Origin of the sequence: Draconibacterium halophilum (genome assembly GCF_010448835.1) — a bacterium.
GTDB lineage: Bacteria > Bacteroidota > Bacteroidia > Bacteroidales > Prolixibacteraceae > Draconibacterium > Draconibacterium halophilum.
The window spans coordinates 703,190-723,911 of sequence record NZ_CP048409.1 but is presented as its reverse complement, the minus strand read 5'-3'; the positions used below and the strand labels follow the sequence as shown (position 1 = coordinate 723,911).

21 protein-coding genes are annotated in these 20,722 nt (G+C 37.8%); 6 read left to right on the top strand and 15 right to left on the bottom strand.

Annotation, left to right across the window (positions count from 1 at the left end; all coding sequences use genetic code 11):
- The first annotated feature begins 3 nt into the window (after positions 1-3).
- Both G0Q07_RS02795 and G0Q07_RS02790 read left to right on the top strand, forming a co-directional pair.
- The gene (locus tag G0Q07_RS02795; RefSeq protein WP_163344651.1) at positions 4-864 is read left to right on the top strand and encodes a glycosyltransferase family 2 protein; all 861 of its coding nucleotides are present in this window, start codon (positions 4-6) and stop codon (positions 862-864) included.
- Positions 865-895: 31 nt separating this feature from the next.
- Entirely contained in the window at positions 896-1,678 is a 783-nt protein-coding gene (locus tag G0Q07_RS02790; protein WP_163344650.1) for a class I SAM-dependent methyltransferase, read from the top strand.
- Position 1,679: 1 nt separating this feature from the next.
- Here the strand turns inward: G0Q07_RS02790 and G0Q07_RS02785 are convergent, their stop codons facing one another.
- The 9 genes from G0Q07_RS02785 to rfbF all read right to left on the bottom strand — a co-directional run bounded on the left by G0Q07_RS02785 (position 1,680) and on the right by rfbF (position 10,830).
- Positions 1,680-2,525 (bottom strand): glycosyltransferase family 2 protein, encoded by an 846-nt coding sequence (locus G0Q07_RS02785; protein ID WP_163344649.1) that lies wholly within the window; start codon positions 2,523-2,525, stop codon positions 1,680-1,682.
- Positions 2,526-2,562: 37 nt separating this feature from the next.
- Complete coding sequence (locus tag G0Q07_RS02780) at positions 2,563-4,023, bottom strand: lipopolysaccharide biosynthesis protein (RefSeq protein WP_163344648.1); 1,461 nt, start codon at positions 4,021-4,023, stop codon at positions 2,563-2,565.
- Entirely contained in the window at positions 4,020-4,967 is a 948-nt protein-coding gene (locus tag G0Q07_RS02775; RefSeq protein WP_163344647.1) for a glycosyltransferase family 2 protein, read from the bottom strand. The genes G0Q07_RS02780 and G0Q07_RS02775 overlap by 4 nt, the downstream gene beginning before the upstream one ends.
- Positions 4,968-5,031: 64 nt before the next feature.
- Positions 5,032-6,045 (bottom strand): GDP-mannose 4,6-dehydratase, encoded by a 1,014-nt coding sequence (locus tag G0Q07_RS02770; RefSeq protein WP_163344646.1) that lies wholly within the window; start codon positions 6,043-6,045, stop codon positions 5,032-5,034.
- A gap of 3 nt (positions 6,046-6,048) precedes the next feature.
- Positions 6,049-6,918 carry an NAD-dependent epimerase/dehydratase family protein gene (locus G0Q07_RS02765; protein ID WP_163344645.1) on the bottom strand — a complete coding sequence of 290 codons (870 nt, stop codon included), beginning with the start codon at positions 6,916-6,918 and terminating at the stop codon, positions 6,049-6,051.
- Positions 6,905-7,588 (bottom strand): FAD-dependent oxidoreductase, encoded by a 684-nt coding sequence (locus G0Q07_RS02760; RefSeq protein ID WP_163344644.1) that lies wholly within the window; start codon positions 7,586-7,588, stop codon positions 6,905-6,907. The genes G0Q07_RS02765 and G0Q07_RS02760 overlap by 14 nt, the downstream gene beginning before the upstream one ends.
- A gap of 1 nt (position 7,589) precedes the next feature.
- Positions 7,590-8,903: a lipopolysaccharide biosynthesis protein RfbH gene (gene rfbH / locus G0Q07_RS02755; RefSeq protein WP_163344643.1), complete on the bottom strand. Its 1,314-nt coding sequence runs from the start codon at positions 8,901-8,903 to the stop codon at positions 7,590-7,592.
- Positions 8,904-8,965: 62 nt separating this feature from the next.
- A complete protein-coding gene (gene rfbG, locus G0Q07_RS02750; RefSeq protein WP_163344642.1) occupies positions 8,966-10,057 on the bottom strand; it encodes a CDP-glucose 4,6-dehydratase in 1,092 nt (363 codons plus the stop codon).
- Positions 10,057-10,830, bottom strand: a complete 774-nt coding sequence (gene rfbF / locus G0Q07_RS02745) for a glucose-1-phosphate cytidylyltransferase (protein ID WP_163344641.1) — start codon at positions 10,828-10,830, stop codon at positions 10,057-10,059. The genes rfbG and rfbF overlap by 1 nt, the downstream gene beginning before the upstream one ends.
- Before the next feature lie 226 nt (positions 10,831-11,056).
- Here rfbF and G0Q07_RS02740 point away from each other — a divergent pair, with 226 nt between their 5' ends.
- The 4 genes from G0Q07_RS02740 (at position 11,057) to G0Q07_RS02730 (ending at position 15,604) form a co-directional block, all read left to right on the top strand.
- Positions 11,057-13,576, top strand: a complete 2,520-nt coding sequence (locus G0Q07_RS02740) for a YfhO family protein (RefSeq protein ID WP_163344640.1) — start codon at positions 11,057-11,059, stop codon at positions 13,574-13,576.
- Positions 13,539-13,841 (top strand): methyltransferase domain-containing protein, encoded by a 303-nt coding sequence (locus G0Q07_RS20195; protein WP_203532658.1) that lies wholly within the window; start codon positions 13,539-13,541, stop codon positions 13,839-13,841. The genes G0Q07_RS02740 and G0Q07_RS20195 overlap by 38 nt, the downstream gene beginning before the upstream one ends.
- Before the next feature lie 6 nt (positions 13,842-13,847).
- Positions 13,848-14,330: a hypothetical protein gene (locus G0Q07_RS20190; RefSeq protein ID WP_203532657.1), complete on the top strand. Its 483-nt coding sequence runs from the start codon at positions 13,848-13,850 to the stop codon at positions 14,328-14,330.
- A 620-nt stretch (positions 14,331-14,950) separates the two neighbouring features.
- Positions 14,951-15,604 (top strand): hypothetical protein, encoded by a 654-nt coding sequence (locus G0Q07_RS02730; protein ID WP_163344639.1) that lies wholly within the window; start codon positions 14,951-14,953, stop codon positions 15,602-15,604.
- A 422-nt stretch (positions 15,605-16,026) separates the two neighbouring features.
- Here G0Q07_RS02730 and G0Q07_RS02725 read toward each other — a convergent pair whose 3' ends face one another.
- The 6 genes from G0Q07_RS02725 to G0Q07_RS02700 form a co-directional block, all read right to left on the bottom strand.
- On the bottom strand, positions 16,027-16,239 hold the full coding sequence (locus G0Q07_RS02725; protein WP_163344638.1) for a hypothetical protein: 213 nt from the start codon (positions 16,237-16,239) through the stop codon (positions 16,027-16,029).
- 65 nt (positions 16,240-16,304) lie between these two features.
- Positions 16,305-16,919: an REP-associated tyrosine transposase gene (locus tag G0Q07_RS02720; protein ID WP_246222974.1), complete on the bottom strand. Its 615-nt coding sequence runs from the start codon at positions 16,917-16,919 to the stop codon at positions 16,305-16,307.
- 218 nt (positions 16,920-17,137) lie between these two features.
- On the bottom strand, positions 17,138-18,079 hold the full coding sequence (locus G0Q07_RS02715; protein WP_203532656.1) for a Gfo/Idh/MocA family protein: 942 nt from the start codon (positions 18,077-18,079) through the stop codon (positions 17,138-17,140).
- A 217-nt stretch (positions 18,080-18,296) separates the two neighbouring features.
- Positions 18,297-19,607 carry a nucleotide sugar dehydrogenase gene (locus G0Q07_RS02710; RefSeq protein ID WP_163344637.1) on the bottom strand — a complete coding sequence of 437 codons (1,311 nt, stop codon included), beginning with the start codon at positions 19,605-19,607 and terminating at the stop codon, positions 18,297-18,299.
- Positions 19,597-20,172: an acyltransferase gene (locus G0Q07_RS02705; RefSeq protein WP_163344636.1), complete on the bottom strand. Its 576-nt coding sequence runs from the start codon at positions 20,170-20,172 to the stop codon at positions 19,597-19,599. The genes G0Q07_RS02710 and G0Q07_RS02705 overlap by 11 nt, the downstream gene beginning before the upstream one ends.
- A gap of 72 nt (positions 20,173-20,244) precedes the next feature.
- Positions 20,245-20,622 carry a GxxExxY protein gene (locus G0Q07_RS02700; protein ID WP_163344635.1) on the bottom strand — a complete coding sequence of 126 codons (378 nt, stop codon included), beginning with the start codon at positions 20,620-20,622 and terminating at the stop codon, positions 20,245-20,247.
- Positions 20,623-20,722 lie beyond the last annotated feature (100 nt).

Sequence of the window (20,722 nt, the reverse complement as noted above, 5' to 3'; positions counted from 1 at the left end):
ATTATGAAAAACTCTTCACCACATAAGCCGCTGGTCTCTATATGTATTCCAACATATAATGGAGCGAAGTATCTCTCAGAGGCTATAAATTCTGCAATTGCTCAGACTTATCGCCCCATTGAGATCGTAATTTCAGATGATAATTCTACTGACGGAACAATAGAAATTGCTGAGAGATTAAAGAATGAATCAAATATCCCATTTCTTATTTTCAAACATACTCCTGAGGGCATTGGCGCAAACTGGAATAACGCCATCAAGCATTCAAACGGAGAATTCATCAAATTTTTGTTTCAAGACGATATCCTCCGCAGTGATTGTATAGAGCAAATGATGCAGTTAAATTTTAAGAATAACAACCTTGGCTTTATTGTATGCAGAAGAGAATTAATTGTAGAAAGTGAAGAGATAAATCAAGCATCCTATTATCAACCAACCTATACTACAATTCAGTCGGGGAAAGAGATTTTAGGGGGAAAAAACCTGTTTAATGCGCCACGAAATAAAATTGGGGAACCCACCTGTGTCTTAATACCCAAGGCGGTAATAGAAGACATAGGTTATTTTAACACAAAATTATCTCAGTCGTTAGATTATGAATTTTTGTACAGAGTGTGTCATTTCTACTCCTTTGGTTATATCAACAAAGAACTTGTCAAATTCAGGCTTCACAACAATCAAACAACAAGAAAAAACAGTCTGCAAGTTGTACCCGACCGATATCGTATCCCAATAACTTTACTCCGCAATCATTTTAGCCTTCTGCATTTTAATGTAAAACTTCTCCTTTTCTATAAATATTTGAGTGGATTAACTACTTGGGCGGGTTCGAAGCTTATAACCAAATTTATTCAAAACAAATAATTTTCTTACCTTTCTACTTTAATTCAATCGCATGAATGAAATAATTAAGAGGTATACACCAGAATTCATCAAAAATATTTATCGAGCATTCAAAAAGCATGAACAATTAAAAGCTTACAGAGGCAACAAGGTTTATTGTCCCATATGTAAATCTCATTTTAGCCACTTTGCACCATTTGGTAATCCTGTAAGAGAAAATGCATTGTGCCCAAAATGTAACTCATTAGAAAGAGACCGATTGGTATACCTTTTTATTGAGAACTCATTAGAATTTTTTTATACTGAAACAACTACCAAACTTTTGCATTTCGCTCCTGAGAGAAGTTTCTTCCGTATTTTTTCATCTTCAAAAACCATTGAATACTTCCCTTGTGATTTATACCCTGAGAACTTTACACATTTTGCTGGGAATAAGGTTAATAAAGAAGATATTACGACTATTACCTATCAAAAGGATACTTTTGATTTTGTACTATGTAACCACGTCTTAGAACATATTCCGGACGACCAACTTGCTATGAAAGAACTATTAAGGGTGATGGCAAAAAATGGTGCCGGGATATTTCAGGTTCCTTTAGATTACAACAGAGATGAAACCTATGAGGATTTTTCTATTACAACAGAAGAGGGACGGGAAAAAGCATTTGGACAAAAGGACCATGTTAGGTGGTATGGAAAAGATTATAACATCCGACTAAAAAATGCAGGTTTTGAGGTGAATGAATATCAATGTTCTGATATGTATTCGAAGAAAGAAATTTTTAAATATGGATTAATACCCTCTGAGACGGTCTATTTCTGTAAGAAAAAATAAGCTATTTCAACAGATAGAAAATTAATTTTTTTAATGCAGTAATACCTCTAATTGAATACAGATCAATTGCCTTTCCCAAGAGTGCCTTAGTTTTATCTTTTTGATTGGCCTTCATTGCAATATATCCGGCTTCATAAAACCAATCTTTCAAGATCTGTTTAGGGATCTCGTTCTTATATTTTTCAATAATCTGTTGGAATGCATCTAATCTTTTTGCATGATTTAACGATATGCTGTCATCCGAAATCCGAACTTCAACAAGACACTCTCGTAAATGTTTAATCTTATATTTCTTTGCGATCCTTATAACAAGATCCCAATCTTGAAATGCAGGGAGGTTGTTATCAAAATACCCTATCTTTGAAAATATGCTCTTTCTACAGAGCATCGTCTGTGTGCTAATAAAGTTTCCATTTAAAAGATTCTTAAAGATCTCACCACTAGTTTTTGTTGAATTTAAAGGTGGAACGATCGCAGCATTTCCATAATCTCTCTTTAAACTACAGAAAACCATTCCATAGTCAGCAGGCAATTGATCGAGTAGCTTTACTTGCTTTTCAAGTTTATCAGCATACCACAAATCATCACTGTCGTGAAAGGCGATCAGGTCATAATTTGCGTTCTTAATCCCAAAATTTCGGGCATAACATGCTCCACTATTTTTATCCAACTTAATGTAACGAAGACGATCATCCTCAATTCCATTAACTATTTCTTCAGTATTATCAGTAGAACAATCATCTACAACAATTAACTCCAAATTCGAATAGGTCTGATTAAGCACAGAACAGATTGAATATTCAATAAATTCAGCCCGATTGTATGTTGGAATAATTACTGAAACCATCTTAAATTCTATTTCGCACAATAAAATAATCAAACAATCATTTAAAAAACTTTGATAAAATCCTTCTCTTTAATTGTTCAATAATCCATCTTCGATTCTCTTTTTTGCTTATAAACAGTAGTACAAAGGTAAATCCTCCTACAACTATTTTAAAAAACAAAGAAAGATAAATATTCTGAACAACTGCAAAAGACAATAATTCTAAAGATACTATCATCCCCAGTGCCAGAAACAAGGGAAAAAGAAAAACCTTGAAGAAGCTAAACAATGATAATTTTAATGCCCGATAAATTAAAAAATAAAATCCTTGAAAGAAGTTGATACTAAATGCAACTATCAGTCCATATCCGACCGATTCCAGACTTTTACCAATAAAGATACCATAAGAAATACCCATTAGCATTACTACTGAACTTATTAATCCTGATACAAAAAGTAAATCAGCCCTGTTAACCGCTTGCAATACGGAGCCGGAACTCGACAAAACCATTTGAATGCCTACAGTTAAAGCCAATATCTTGAAAACCGGAATACTTGCCAACCACTGTTCTCCGTATATAATTGTAATTATCTCTCCTGCGCTATAATATAGAAAAACGGATAAAGGAAATCCTATTAATGCCAATAACTTTATAACCTTTAAATAGGTGTTATATACCAACTGTTTATTATCCTGGTGGTTTGCAAGTACCGGAAGCAAAACTGGAGTTATTACATTGGTTAAATTCGCTACCGGCATCATCATTAAACGATAGGACTTATCGTAAAACCCTAACAATACAGGACTAAAGAATTTACCAATTAACAAATTATCGGCATTGCGTGAAAAATAATTGACAAAATTAAACATAAATTGATAGGTTGAAAATCCTAGTATTTTCTTTAACGAAGCTTTTCGGATTTTCCATTTAACTTTTACCGGATTTAACCAATAAAAAGAGATTAAAGTAAAAAAGCCAACAGATACACTTTGAAACACCAGCGCATAATAACTGAATCCGTAAAAAGCCAAAATTATGGCCAATATACCACTAAACAACTGGACTCCAACTGTAACAACACCAAGCTCTTTAAACTTTAAATTTTTCTGTGCCAGAGCCTTTGGCACAATCTGTATAGAAAAGAACAAAACAGACAAAGCTAATATCTTTGAAATTTGTTTCAGTTCGGGTTCGTTATAAAACTGAGAAATCAGAGAGGAAGAAAAGAAAAAAACCAGTGCAAATAATATTCCCAATACAATGGAAAACATAAAAACTGATTCAATATCTTTTGAATCTAAGCTTTTATTTTGGACAATTGCCGGACCTATCCCAAAATCACTTAGCAAGTTAAAGAATGTAATAAACACAGTAACAATGGCAACAATCCCAAATTCGACAGGCGTTAATAACCTTGCAAGAATTGCACCTATTAAAATATTAATAATTATACCACTGTATTTGGCTAATCCTGTAAATATTATACCAGCAGTCAAAGATTTTCGAATTGTTGTCATCCTCTGAACGCACTCTTTATTTTCCAGCTTAGATACTGGTATATGGCTAAAATTGGAAAAATAATCTTAAAAAAAGTAATCGAATTATCACAAAACCAGATATTAACATATGCTTTTAAGAGCGATTGAAAACCGTTTCGGCCATAATTCCACAACCTCCATGATTGTCGTTTATAAAAGAACAGTTGCAGTCTGGCTTTTTGAATACCATTTAAAGGAAGCCGCTTATAATTATCAAAAACTTCGTTTAATAGTCCATCCTTCCCATAATTCCAGTCTTTATTTTCTTGTCCTGGCTGGATTACTTTTACAGGAAATTCAGTCAAATGAAATGTGTCTCCGTAAAGAGAAGAATAAGCAACAAAGAATATAAAAGGATAAATATTTTGTACTTCATATTTTTCATATGCATCAAGAAGTCCATTTCGTTTTAGAACCAATCCACTTAACTGATGCCCTCTCCATGAATTTTTTAAGCAATTTTTGAATCCTGCTTTAGTATAACTATTCGGTAATTCTTCATCTCTCCCCTTTCCAATCTGTATCCCATTTGTATCAATTGGAACAAAGCTCGGAATAACAACCGAAGTATTTGGATTTTCATCAATGAAATTTAAAGTATTCCTCAGATATTCATATTCGATATAATCATCATCGCCCAGGTACATAACAAATTCACCTTTTGCCTTTCCTAATACAAAAAGAGCATTCTTTTCAAGCCCGATATTTTCTTCTTGATTAAAATACTCGATCTGAATATCTCCGTTCCCGTTAATAAATTCTTTAACCTTGATTTCTGTTTTGTCCGGTGATTTATTATTTGAAATTACCAATTCAATATCACTCTGAAACTGCCCTTTTCGTATGTAGTCAGTCAACATTTCAAGATTTTTTATCAAAAAAGGTTCTCGATTATAGGTGGGAAGTAGTATAGATAATTTCATGTGATAAAAATCAAGTAATTTGAATTAATAATTTCACTTTCTATTAGTGATAAGTTTAAATAATTTATGATAACCATTCCAACATTTTAATTAAACCTCCCTTTGCTTCTACCTTTGGCTTCCATCCAATTAGGTTAGTTATTTTAGTGTTATCCGCTACAAATACCAATTGGTCGCTTTCACGAGGGGGAAGTTGCTTGTACGTCATTTTTATTCCCAGAATATCTTCAAGTAACATGAATAACTCTAATAGCGACAAACTATAATCAATCCCACCTCCAATATTGAAAGCTTGTCCTTTAATCTGATCAATCTGATTTACAGATGCAAAATAAAGATTGACAACATCATCAGCATGTAGTACATCTCTAACTTGTTTCCCGTTTCCTGAAATGGTAAAAGGTTCTTCAGCTGTTCCGTTTTTTATCTCCAGGGCCTTTTGACAAAACCATCCAATCCAGCCTTGATCGTAAGTTGCATGTTGATTACCACCGTACATACTTGAATGACGAAAAACTACTGTTTTTAATCCATAAATGCGGGCATAGTCCATCAAATATTGATCAGCAGCCCCTTTAGAACAACCATAAGGCGAGTGGAAGTTTAATTGAATGCTTTCATCAAAACCGTGTGGAAACTCTTTACAAATATACCTTGTATCAGTTTCGTCAAAGGTCAGGTAATCAAAATCACCGTATACTTTGTTGGTTGAAGAATAAAGGATCATTGCATTGGGTTGATATCTTCTAATCGCTTCCAATAAGTTATGAGTTCCCAAAGTATTGGTTTCAAAATCGAGTCTTGGATTACTGATTGATGTAGTCATCGCTACCTGCCCCGCCAAATGGAAAACTACATCCGGTTTTTCCTTTTGAACAACTGTCTCTACATCGTTATAATTACGAATATCAAAAGGATAGTAGATAAAATTCCCTTTTTTTTTGAGCCATTCCAGATTTTGTCCACTTCCATGTCGAAACAAATTATCTAAAACAACTAATTCTTCTCCACGATTTAAAACTTCCGCGGCTAAATTACTTCCAATAAAACCACAACCACCGGTAATCAAGTATTTCATTCCTTATTCTTGTATTGTTTTTAATAATCCTTCTTTAATTGAATATTGAGGAATCCAGCCCAGTTCAAGTAATGCCTGATTTTCAATATGCGAAACCATTAACTCATTTTCCCGATAAGGTATTGCTCCAAAATTTAATTTTGTAGAACTTTTAGCATTTTCTTTTAAGAATTCCATCATTTCCTTAATAGAAATAAGCTCATTCGTTGCTACCTGGTAGCTATTATAGTTTTCTGTAACGATAGGCAATCGTTCGACTATTTTAATGAATGCGGCAACAACGTCATCGATATAGACAAAATTGCGTTGTTGTTCCCCTAGAGTTAATTCGATAACATCCTCATTTCTTTTAAGACGTTCGATCATTGACGTTATAAAGTTTGTATTACTGCAAGCCGGGCCAAAGAAATGTTCCAACTGAAGGTTTACAACCTTTATCTCGTTACGGCGCAGATACAACCATTCCTGAAAATGGCGTTTTGTGAGTGCATAAGTACTAACAAATCGCTCCAAAACGGTATCTGTATTGATGAAAAAATTGCAGTTGTTTTGGATCGCATTATCCAATATTTCAAATGGAATAAAAAGATTGGCTTCTGCGAGGATTTTTATAGATTCATTCTGGCGACCATAAAAAGTGGCTGTATGGATAACACCATTAATTTTGTTTTCGTAGAAAAGTTTGTTTATACCTTCTTTATTCGCTTCATAAACCCTTATCTTCAATCCTTTTAGCCTAAACAAATTTTGGGAATTAATCTCGAGTCCAATGATGTTATAATTTTCAAGTAAAGCTTTTGCCAAATGACTCCCCAAAAAACCATTGATCCCCGTTATTAGAATCGTTTGCTTATTCATGTTATTCCCAATCATCAGTTAGTACATTTTCGGCTGAAACACCAAATAAAAGTAAATTGTTCTTAAACGCTTTGATCATCTCAGGAGGACCTGAAATAAAATAATTAGCATCGGTCCCATTCTCTTCGAAGATCTTTTCAATATTTAATATTCCAACTTCATCTTGGTAAATTATATTAAGCTCCGGATTCGATGCGCATAAATTACTGAGCTCCTCTCCATAAATATTGAATTCTTTTGAACGAAAACCAAGGTAAATTTTGGGATTGATGTATTCCAAAAAGGACTCATGATTAAAGAGTGAGAGAAATGGAGTAATTCCGGTTCCTCCGGCTATAAATACGGTGTTAGTCTTCTTGTGGTTTTGCTGAAAGAGGTCTCCATAAGGAAGTTTTAACCACACCTCAGCTCCAACCTTTAATTCATTCTCCATAAGGCCAGTAAAATCTCCTTTTACTGCGTAGGTGATCTTAATATGTTTTTCGCCGGGACTGCTTTGCATTGAAAAACAGCGCGATTCGGGCCATTGTCCTGCACCATCGTATTCATCATCCAAAGCAATATGAAGAAACTGACCCGCAAGAAATTTGTATTTCCCACGTAAAGAGGCAAACTCAACTGTATATATGCCTTCAAAAGGATTTTCGATGGAGACAACTTCAGATTTATACTTTTTTGCCAGCATTCTAATATTGTTTTATAAACTCCTCCAGCATCTCTTCAGCATAGTCAAACATCTCACTTGTTAAGCCAGGATAGGTTCCAAGAAAGAAAGTGTTATTCATAATATAATCGGTGTCGTTAAGATGGTCAGCAATTCGCCAGTTTTTACCAACAAAACCCGGTTGCTTAGTCATATTTCCTGCAAAGAGATTACGGGTTTCTATAAGTTTTTTATTTAACCATCCAGTGAGTTCATCACGCGTAAAAGGCGTACCATCTTTTAATGTAACAATAAAAGCAAACCAAGCAGGATCTGAGTTTTCAGAAGCTTCTGGCAAAATGAAATAGTCTGGATATTTTGCGAAGATCTTAGTCCAATTTTGAAAATTCTCCTTACGGCGATCGCAAAATCCAGGAAGCTTATCAACCTGGGCAGCTCCAATGGCTGCCTGGATATCTGTCATCTTCAGATTGTAGCCTATTTCCGAATAAACATACTTATGGTCGAAGCCAAAAGGGAGTTGGCCAAATTGTTGAGAGAAACGTTTTCCGCATGTGTTGTTCTCGCCTCCGGCACAATAGCAATCGCGTCCCCAATCACGAAAAGCACGCACTAATAATGCTAACTGCGAATCGTTTGTACAAATTGCACCTCCTTCACCTGTTGTGATATGATGCGCAGGATAGAACGAAATTGTTGAAAGATGAGCATAAGTGCCCGTTTTTTTACCCTTATACTCACTACCAAAGGCATCACAATTGTCCTCAATTACCCAAAGGTTATGTTCCTCTGCCAGTTGCATCACAGCATCTATATTAAAAGGATTACCAAGCGTATGCGCTAAAAATATACAGCGTGTTTTTGGTGTGATTGCATTACGCATCATTTCTACATCGATATTATAGGTAGGAATATCCACATCCACAAATACAGGTATCAAACCATACTGTAAGATCGGAGTTACAGTGGCAGGAAAACCAGCTGCAACAGCTATTACTTCATCTCCGGGCTTAAGTCTTTTATCGCCTAACTTTTCAGAAGTCAGGGCTGAAAAAGCCAAAAGATTGGCCGAAGAACCGGAGTTGGTAAGAAGCACATGATCTACTTCGAGAAACTCTGCAATTTTTTCCGAAAACTCTTCAGAGAATCTGCCTTCAGTAAGCCAGAAGTCGAGAGAAGCTTCCACGGCATTACAAATCTCTTCCTCATCAAATACCCTTCCTGCATAATTAACGCGTGTTTTCCCGGGTATAAATTCCTTTTTTGCAAAGCGTGCCTGGTGATATTCTATCGTTTTTGCTATAATTTCCTTTCGTAATTGTTTAAAATCTGCCATGTCTGGTTCTATTCTTTTCTCTTTTCATTTATAACTCTTCTCTCTAAACCAACTAAATTGAATTAAGAATTAAAATATTCATTAATTTGATTGATGGTTACTTTGCGAATATCTTTCCCCGCAATAAAATCTTTATTCCAGGTTACTATCTTTTCCAAAGTTTCATAGATATTCCATTTTGGATACCAATCCAATTCCGACTTTGCTTTTGAGCAATCCAATTTTAGATAATTGGCTTCATGCGGTTGAGGATTCTTATCAATTGCAAAGGATGCATCTTCACCCCATAAATTACAGATAGTCGCTGTGATCCACTCAACATTTCTTGCATCTGTATCATCTGGGCCTAAATTCCAGGCCTGTGCAAATTTCGAACCTTCTGTAAAAAGTTTTTCTGCAAGTTTAAGATAACCTGCCAATGGCTCAAGCACATGTTGCCAGGGCCTTATTGCGTAGGGACTTCTGATCATCAACTTTTCACCATTTGAAATGGCCCGTATAAAATCAGGAATCAACCGATCGTCAGCCCAATCTCCACCACCTATTACATTGCCGGCTCTTGCAGTAGCAATTGCAACTCCATGGTTCTCATAAGATTTTGGATTAAAATACGAATTTCGATAAGCAGAAGTGACAAGTTCAGAACATCCTTTACTATTGGAATATGGATCGTAGCCTCCCATTGGTTCGTTCTCACGATACCCCCAATGCCATTCTTTATTTTCGTAACATTTATCTGTGGTTACATTTACAATTGCCTTAACCGCTGTTACATTCCGACATGCTTCCAGCAAATTAACAGTTCCCATTACATTGACGGCATAGGTTTCCACCGGTGTTTTATAAGATTCTCTGACCAACGGTTGTGCTGCCATATGAATCACGATCTCCGGCTCTACCTTTTGTAAGAAATCCTGTAAAACAGCCAACTCCCGGATATCAGCAATTTTGGAAGTTACCAATTCATCCAGGTTGGCTTCTTTGAAAAGACTAGGATGGGTTGGTGGCTCAAGCGCGTAACCAAAAACCTCGGCTCCCAGCTCTTTAAGCAACAAGCTCAGCCATGAACCTTTAAATCCTGTATGACCTGTTATTAATACTTTTCTGTCTCTGTATATTCCGTTAAAAAGCTGTTTCATTGTTATTCCATTCATTACCATTTAACCCATGGGGCTTTACCCTGTTCAATTAAATCTTCCAATTGAGTTTTATCACGTAATGTATCCATTGGTTTCCAAAAACCACTATGCTTGTAGGCTATTAATTCACCATCCCTTGCTAAGTTTTCCAAAGGCGACTGCTCGAATATAGTTTTATCACCTTCAATAATATAGTCGAACACCTTTGGCTCACACACAAAAAATCCTCCGTTTATCCAGGAACCATCACCTTTTGGTTTTTCCTGAAACCTTTCAACTTTATTATTTGCATCTATCATTATAGCTCCGAACCTTCCTTCTGGTTGCACCGAAGTCATTGTTATTGCCTTTCCATGTTCTTCGTGCTTTTTAATTAGTTCAGCAATATTGACATCAGCAACACCATCACCATATGTAAGCATAAATGTTTCATCGCCGATATATTGCTGTACTCGTTTAATCCTTCCTCCTGTCATCGTATGTATTCCGGTATCAATCAACGTCACTTTCCATGGTTCAGCCTTATTTTTATGATATTCAATCGAATTATTCTCCATGTCAATTGTCATGTCAGCCATATGTCGGTAGTAATTGGCAAAATATTCCTTGATCATATAACCTTTGTATCCTAAAAGGATTACAAACTCATTAAAACCATAAGAAGAATAAATTTTCATGATGTGCCAAAGTATGGGTTTGCCACCAATTTGCACCATAGGTTTAGGTTTCAAAGTAGTTTCCTCTGATAAACGGGATCCCAATCCACCTGCTAATATTACAACTTTCATAGACAATTATCTTAATAAGTAGCACAAAGATAATAGTTAATATGATTTGAGCAGATTATAACAAAATTACTATTTCGAGGTTAGTACTTGATCAAATGGCATAAAATCAGACAATGTTAAATAGACCGAGCGAAATGGAACTCTATAAAGTACTTTCTCAATATCAAAAAATATTGTCATACTAGATTCATTGGTTATATTTGCTCTACAATCAAATACGCTTCTTATGAAAAAGAAATGGTTCAACTATATTATTCCAATTGTACTACTGTTTATAACCACCTCAATATATTTTCTCCCGGTATATGAAGGCAAAGTGGTTCAGCAGTCAGACATTATGCATTACAAAGGCATGTCAAAATCAATGGCCGATTTTAGAAAAGAATCCGGAGAAGAACCTTTATGGACCGATGCCATGTTTAGCGGTATGCCCGGATATTTAATTTCTACCGTTTTCAAAGGAAATATTACAAAAAAGATAATAGGCTTCGTATTAAAGATTCCCCGCCCAGTAAGCTACCACCTGCTTTTTCTGAGTCTGTTTTATTTAATGTGCATCATTCTTGGTGTTAATCCCTGGCTTAGCCTGGCAGGAGCTTTGGCTTATGGTTTTACCTCTTTCTTTTTTGTGGTATTCGAAGCCGGACACACCAGTAAAAGCCTTACAATTACATATATTTCATTACTTATAGCGGGCGTGTTTTTAGCGTATAAGAACAAACGACTTGCAGGTGCACTTTTAAGTACATTGTCTCTTTCGTGGATGATAGCAGCCAACCACCTGCAAATGACCTATTACGCTGGTATAATGATTTTGATCATCGTTATCGTGTACTTTATTTATGCCTTACGCGAAAAAGCGATAATACCTTTTCTGAAAAGCTCAGGAATCTTGGCCACAGCAGCAATCCTAGCCATCGGAATGAATATATCTACTTTATGGCCAATTTACGAATACAGTAAAGAAAGCATTCGTGGAAAATCAGAATTGACCAGCGATCTGCACAAAAAATCGGATGGACTGGATCGGGATTATATCCTGGATTATAGTTATGATGTGGGCGAAGCATTAACGGCATTTATCCCACGCCTAAAAGGTGGTAGCATGGCAGAACCACTGGGAGAGAAATCGCAGGTATATGAGCTACTGGCCCGCGGACAAAACAAACAAAACGCCATGCGCATAGCCAATAACCTGCCTTTGTATTGGGGAAGTCAGCCCATTGCAGGTGGCCCGTTTTATTTTGGGGCGGTGCTATGTTTTCTTTTTGTATTTGGATTGTTTATCGTTAAAGGAAAAGATAAATGGTGGATCGTAGCTACTGTTGTGGTTTCCTTTGCGCTCTCGCTGGGTAAATACTTCCCGGCACTGTCGAACCTGATGATCGATTACTTCCCGCTTTACAATAAGTTCCGCGACGTGAAAAATATCATTATCATTCAACAGTTTGCCATGGCTTTTATGGGCGTAATGGCCGTATCAAAAGTTTATAAACGCGAAGTTTCGGATAAGGTATTTAATAAGGCCCTGCTCTATTCTTTTGCCATTGCCGGTGGTTTAGCACTCGTTTTCACAGTTATACCCGGACTGGCAGGTGATTTTACTGCGGCTTCCGATGCCCGGCTCCTGCAAGCGGGTTGGCCGGAACAACTGTTAGATGCCTTGCAGGCCGACCGAAAAATAGTGGTGCGAACCGACGCTTTCCGGACATTTATTTTTGTGGCCCTGGCAGCCGGTGTTTTATGGGCTTTCTGGAAAAAGAAAATCAAAGCAGAATATGCACTGGCATTATGGATTGTTTTAATTATGGCTGATATGTGGCCTACCAACAAACGCTACCTGAACAACGACAGCTTTGTGGCCAAACGCAAAATGAATAATCCTTATACCCTTTCAGAAGCAGATAAGCTCATTCATCAGGATGATGCGCTTTCTTACCGTGTGCTGAACCTTACTGTGAACCCGTTTACCGATGCCTCCACTTCGTATTTCCATAAATCGATAGGCGGATACCATGCAGCGAAATTAAAACGCTACCAGGAACTGATTGAGTACCATATTTCTCCTGAGATACAGAAGATAAGCAGAACATTAAACAGTGGACTCGCCCCGGATAAATTTGGGAATCTGTTTAATACAACTCCTGCGTTAAAAATGCTAAACACCAAATACCTGATCGTTAATCCGAATGGAGCACCGGTGCAGGATCCGGCAACACTTGGTAATGCCTGGTTTGTAAATAACTATGAGATTGTTGAAAATGCTGATGCTGAAATTGATGCTTTAGCAGGTCTGAATCCAGCCAACAAAGCAATAATAGATAAACGATATGAGCAAGACGTATCGGGGAAAACCTATCAAAAAAGCGGAAGTATTCAGCTGGAGGTTAGTGATCCGAATTATTTAAAATACAATTTCAGTTCCGACTCGGAACAACTTACAGTATTCTCAGAAATCTTTTACGACAAAGGCTGGGATGCGTACATCGATGGCGAGAAAGCTCCCTACTTCAGGGCAAATTATGTATTGAGAGCCATGTCGATACCTGCAGGAGACCACACCATTGAGTTTAAATTTGAACCACAATCCTACTTTCTTGGAACTAAATTATCGTATGCCAGCTCTTTTGTTTTTATTTTACTCGTACTCGCTTACCTGGGAATAACAATCAAAAACAACGGAGGACTTTTACCCAAACCCAAAGAGCATGCAACAAAGACACAAGGAAAAGTGGCAATACTTTAACGAGCAAGCTTTTACCACAAAAAAACATGTTATACCATACATTGGACAACATGTTGAACTCGGGCCTGATTCAACGATTCTGGAAATCCGATGTGGTGAAGGAGGTAACCTTTTACCTTTTGTTGATATGGGTTGTAAGGTTACCGGAATTGACTTGTCGAGAGTAAAAATTGATAAAGGAAATGAATTTTACGCATCGCATAAAAATTTAACGAACCTTACTCTTATTGCAAACAACATTTACAACCGCAATGATCTGGGGTAATTCGACGTGATTTTTCTGCGCGATGTGATTGAACACATTCCCGATCAGGAGTATTTTATGGAATATTTTAAATGCTTCTTTCACAAAAAAAGTGTTGTGTTTTTCGGATTTCCGCCCTGGCAAAACCCTTTTGGCGGGCATCAGCAGATATGTAACAGCAGAATTCTTTCCAAAATGCCCTATTTTCATCTGCTACCCGTACCGCTTTATAAAGGAGTATTGAAGTTATTCAAAGAACCGGCTTCAAGGATAAAAGAACTGCTTGAAATTAAGGAAACAGGAATTTCTATTGAACGGTTTGAGGCTGCATTTAAAAATAATGGATTTGAAGTATTGGATAAAACTCACTTCCTGGTTAACCCAAACTACGAAGTAAAATTCAAACTAAAACCCCGGAAACAACTCCAACTTATTGCTTCCACACCCTGGCTTCGGAATTATTTGACCACATGTGGCTATTATTTGCTAAGCAATAAAAATCAAAACTAAACCGAAATGTAATCCAGAGTTGCCATAACCATATACATTTCTCCGCCGTAAATAAATATTTCCAAATTCTTTCCTCTATTTGAAGGAAATGTCGGCGTAAGGCAAGTGGGCAGACGACAAAGGGGTTCGGAGGAGTCCGCGTATACAGCAGCGAGGCGGTGAAACAACAACAACTACCAAAATATCAAAAACCACACCTACTTTTTGTCAATCTGCATGTCATTTCCAAACGGGACAAGTACTTTTCTTGCGGGGCACCACCTTTTCCATTTGGGCGGGGTACTTTTTTATTTGGGTACCTCTATTTTGATCCGGGGCACCCCAAATTAACCGCGGGCTACCTCCTTTTTCATTTGGGGCACCTACATTCAGCCACGGGCTACCTGCTATTTATCCCTCAACACCTTTTTTACACCTGTCTTTTCAAACAAAAAGTCAACCTTTTACATAACATAAAACAAATGCGCAATTTAACATTACCAACTATTGTGCAAAACAAATAATTGCCGTAACTTTTTTCCCGTTAACGCGAAAATGCACCATGCAATTGAATAACTTCTCTTTATCAACCTTCAATCCATGGTCTTTCCGCCAAATATTAATTTCAAAATTTAAAAACGATGAAATCAAAATCGATTAACAATTTTATGGAAGATTGTCGCATTGCAATTTTTAATGCTGCCGACGACACAGTAATCAGCACACGTTTTGCCCCCTTTGGCTTCGACGAAACAAAACACCAGGCCAACAAAACACTGTATCAGGAAACAACCGACCTTATTGCTCAGGACAAAATCGAACACGCCGAATACGACGCAGCACGTATCGATTTTAACAATGCAGTTGACGATGCCCGTAAGATTTACAACACAATCACACGCTCGCTGCAGTATTGGTATGCTCCCGATACCCATGAAGCATTAAAACTGGGCTTGTATAACAACAAAGTTGCACGTTATACCGATTTTGTGCAAGCAGCGAAAGAGTTTTATGCCGAGCTGGAGAAACACCCCGAAGTAATGGAAAAGCTGGTTCCGTTTGGTCATTCAGGTGAAAACATAGCAACATACAAAACAAATGTAGACAACCTCGACGACCTGCGTGCCAACCGCGAAAAAGAAAGCGGCGATGCCCAATATACCATCAAGGCCCGAAATGCAAAAATGGACGAACTGGCCGATGCCGTTGCCGATATCAAACGCCTGGGCAAACTCATTTTCACCGAAGATGAAGCTCAATACCTTGAAAAATTAGGAATTTTGGTGAAATCATAACAGGAATAAACCCCTCGTTTGTATCAAAAAAACATTTTTGTGCTTCGAGGGGTTTCTTCTGCTCCCCTACCCCTCGTTTGCAACGAGGGGTTAATAATCCTGTCGTTTGCAACGACCCCAGCCTAAACATCCAATTCAACTTCAACCAAACCTTTCTCGCCCAAATAATCAACAGCCGAACTAAACAATTATTCATGCGGATAAGCTACAATCAATGCTTTCACCGGGTTATCATGTGTATAGTTTATGCGTTGATCAATCTTTTCTGAGGTATCCAACAGCACTGCATGATTTGTCTCCCCTACCCCTCGTTTGCAACGAGGGGTAACATTATTGTCGTTTGAAACGACATCAGCTTAAACATCAAGTTCAATCTCGACCAAACCTTGTGCTCCCAAATAATCAACAGCCGAACTAAACAATTATTCATGCGGATAAGCTACAATCAATGTTTTCACCGGGTTATCATGTGTATAGTTTATGCGTTGATCAATCTTTTCTGAGGTATCCAACAGCACTGCATGATTTGTCTCCTGCCAAAATTTATAGTGCTCAACCCGGCTATCAAATCTTCCCGCACATTCAAAATGATACAGCAACCAATCTTTCCTGCTTTCCGAAATCTCCTGAATCATTTTTACTCCCCTACCCCTCGTTTGCAACGAGGGGTAACATTATTGTCGTTTGAAACGACATCAGCTTAAACATCAAGTTCAATCTCGACCAAACCTTGTGCTCCCGAATAATCAACAGCCGAACTAAACAAATATTCATGCGGATGAGCTACAATCAATGCTTTCACCGGGTTATCATGTGTATAGTTTATACGCTGATCAATCTTTTCTGAGGTATCCAACAGCACGGCATGATTTGTCTCCTGCCAAAACTTATAGTGCTGAATCCGGCTATCAAATCTTCCGGCACATTCAAAATGATACAGCAACCAATCTCTCCGACTTTCCGGAATTTCCTGAATCATTTTTAAAATAGCTTTAGAAGTAAATTTTTTAAAATCACGAATAATAGCACTAATACTATTTCCGTCCTTAGCACGACACACCAGATGCAAATGATTCGATAGTAAACACCATGCAAAAACAGTTAAGCCTTTGTTTTTTATGCAGTAATTGAGCGAATCAACAATTACAACTTTATACTCTTTTCTTGTAAAAACATCAAGCCAGTCTACAACAGTAAAGGTTAAAAAGTAACTTGCGTTTTGGTCGGAGATAAAATAATTGTCTGCGGGCATTTTTGTTTTAAAGGTAAAAATAATTGTCGATACAATCGACTGAATAGTAACCCCTCGTTGCAAACGAGGGGCAGTGAAAGTCCGATTAAAATATGACTGAAGCACGAAAGTTTCTCCGCCTTTAAATTAAAACTTCCGCTTCGGTTCCCCCATTTGGGGGAAATGTCAGGGTAAGGCTTTAATGTTGGCCGACAAAGGGGGCTGCGGAGGGGACCGCGTTTACAGCGGTGAGGCGGTGAATCTTTAAGATTTATCTACCTTCGCTCACGGCATGGAAATTATTAACTACCAAAACCACGAATCTGTTCTGTCAATTCTATACTCTCCCGGGCATCGTCAATACCAAAACCCTGGCCCGCCAAAATATGTTGATAGGTAATGGTATGCAAATCAGTAAATCCATCGCTGAATTCCACTTCTTTCCCTTCAATATTGATTGAACGATAAGTTCGTTTACCCACCGTTAAAACTGATTTTGGCAGATCGTCTTCATCGAGGCTTAAATGCCAGCTCACCTCAGCTTTTTCTAATTTTAAGGTTCCTGCTGCTTTATGGGGTTCATACAAACTTACTTTGCACTCCTTAACACTTCCAAAAATCCAAATCAGCATATCGAACAAATGAATACCAATATTAGTGGCAATTCCACCGGATTTAGAGACATCACCTTTCCAGCTTTTGAAATACCATTTTCCCCTCGTAGTAATGTAATTAAGATCGATGTTGTAAAATTTGTCGCCGGGTGCTTTGTCTATTTGTTCTTTTAATTTGATGATTTCGGGATGATGACGAAGCTGCAAAACGGTAAAAACCCGTTTGCCGGTTTCCCCTTCAATCTCTTTTATAATACGCATTTCTTCGGGATGAATAACCATCGGCTTCTCACAAATGGCATCAGCCCCGTTCCGAAGCGCAAAACGAATGTGAGAAGGATGCATATAATTGGGCGTACAAATACTCACATAGTCAAGAGGCTTTCCGGCCATGCGTTGATCGTCCATAAACCGGTCGAGATTTTCGTGTTCCAGAAAAAACTCAGCATCGGGGAAATAGCTGTCCATTCTCCCCATTACATCAAAACGATCTGAGGCACAAATCAACTTATTTCCAGTTTCCTTAATGGCCCGCATGTGCCGTTCAGCAACATATCCGCCGGCTCCAATTAATGCAAATCGTTTCATTGTTAATGCAATTTCTTTTAATAGTGTTTTATATCTGCCCATGACAGATTTTTCTTTCAGACCCTGAAACAAGTCCAGGGTGACGTCCCTAACTTATGCTGTAATTTCCCTGAAACGTCATGCCGAACTTGTTTCGGTATCTCATCTGTCATTACCTCCTTATGCCCAATAAAAAACGGGGTGAACTCTCACAAAGACGCAAAGGATTATTTTATTCGTTTCAAAAACCTCTTCTTTGCGGCTTGGCGAGAGCTTGCTCTTACAGCTTATAAACTTTTTCCGATGCCTCTTTAATCACATTCCGCATATCAACCACCAGCTTCGAGTGCGCTTGTATATATTCAGCATCGAAAACAGAATGATTGGTGGTTATCACCACACAATCGGCTTCTTCCAGTGTCTTTTCGGTTAACGCCACCGACTTCAGCTCATTTTTTTCTTCCGTTTTTATGGCCGTAACAAACGGATCGTGATAACTTACTTCACCACCTTTCTGAATAACCGTATCAATAATTTCAAGAGCAGGTGATTCGCGCTCATCGTCGATATTTGGTTTATAAGCCACACCTAAAAACAGGACTTTACTTCCGTTCACAGCTTTCTTCTGTCGGTTTAAGGCAGTGGCAATTTTTATATACATGTAATGTGGCATCCGCATGTTGATGTGGCCCGCGGTGTGGATCATGCTGAGGTCGAATTGAAACTTTTTGGCAATGTGCTCCAGGTAAAAGGGATCGAGCGGAATACAATGTCCACCAACTCCCGGCCCCGGATAAAAGGCCTGAAATCCGAAAGGTTTGGTTGCCGCAGCATCAATAACCTCCCAAATATTTATATCCATTTTCCCGGATAAAAGTGCCAACTCGTTGATCAGACTGATATTTATTAAACGATAGGTATTTTCAAGAATCTTCACCATCTCAGCTACCCGCGGTGAACTTACAGGATGAATATTGTCAATAGCAAATTTGTATACGGCCTGTCCAACTTCGAGGCCATCTTCTGTTAAAGCTCCCAATACTTTAGGTGTGTTCTTCGTTACAAAATTTTTGTTTCCTGGATCAACTCTTTCGGGAGAATATGCCAGCCAGAAATCATCGCCATGTTTTAATCCCGATTCCTTTTCAATGATCGGAAGCATGAAATCTTCGGTAGTTGTTGGATAGGTTGTACTTTCGAGGCTTATAAATGTTCCCGGTTTCATATGTCTGCCAATTTCTTTGCAGGCAGATTGAATATAACTCATGTCCGGCTTTTTAAAGCGATCGAGCGGAGTAGGTACACAAATCAAAAGTGCGTCGCATTTATTCATCTCTGAAAAGTCGGTGGTTGCATGAAATGTTACACTTTCAACAACTTCACGCAGTGCCACATCCCTGACGTCTTTGATGTAATTTTCACCGCTATTTATTTTATTTACCTTTTGTTCGTTTTTGTCGAAACCTAAAACATGAACACCAGCTTCTGCAAAACCAACCGCAAGAGGCAATCCGACATAACCTAATCCGATTATTCCAACTACCAGTTTCTTTTGTTCTATCTTCTTTAAAATATCTACTTTATGATTCATTTTTTATTATTTCTAGATTTGCGCCTGCTAAATTATACTTTTCTCCCGATTCCGGGCAAATTAAGTCGTCTCCCAGAACAATTCCATTTCGGCTCACCCAACCCGTTTGTTTGGCTGGCACCCCTGCTACCAATGCAAAAGGCTTTACATCTTTTGTTACAACAGCACCAGCACCAACCATACAGTATTCGCCCAATGTAGTTCCGCAAATTATAGTGGCATTGGCGCCAATTGTTGCACCTTTTTTTACCAATATGGGTTTAAATTCCTCTTTTCGCTCAACCGCACTGCGCGGATTAATAACATTGGTAAAAACCATTGAAGGCCCCAGAAAAACGTCGTCTTCGCAGGTTACTCCTTCATACACCGAAACATTATTCTGTACTTTAACATTGTTGCCGAGTTGCACCTTGTTTCCAATAAATACATTTTGCCCCAGAATACATTCCGATCCAATTTTTGCAGATCGCATTACATGTGAAAAATGCCATATTTTTGTTCCGGAACCTATTTGTGCTCCTTCATCGATCACGGCTGTTTCGTGTGAATAATATTCTTTGTTCATTTTCTTTATTCTTTGCGCCTTTGCGCCTTTGCGTGAAAACACTCTCTCGCAAAGCCGCAAAGACGCCAAGTTCTATAATTTGTTTACTATTCGTGTTATCCCGTCTTTTATCAATTTCTCATTGAAATTTATCAGTAATCCGAGTTTTAATCCGGTTATCCGCAAATAAGTTAATACTTGTTTCGGATGAACAGGTGCAATACACTCAACTGATTTTAATTCAATAATGACTCTATTTTCTACAATCAGGTCAGCCCTAAAACCAATTTCCATTTTTTTGTCGCCCCAAATAAGAGGGATTGCTTTTTGCCTTTCAACCTTCAAGCCCTTTGAAGATAGCTCATAAGTCAAGATCTCCTCGTACACTGATTCCAGTAATCCGGAGCCAAGTTCAACATGAACATCATAACAAGTATTGACTATTATTTTAGCTATTTCATTTTCGGTCATTGATCTTTTCTTTGCGTGAAAAAAATCTCTCGCCAAGCCGCTAAGACGCCAAGTTTTATAATTGGGTTAATATTTATTACATCCTTTATTCATTCAAATT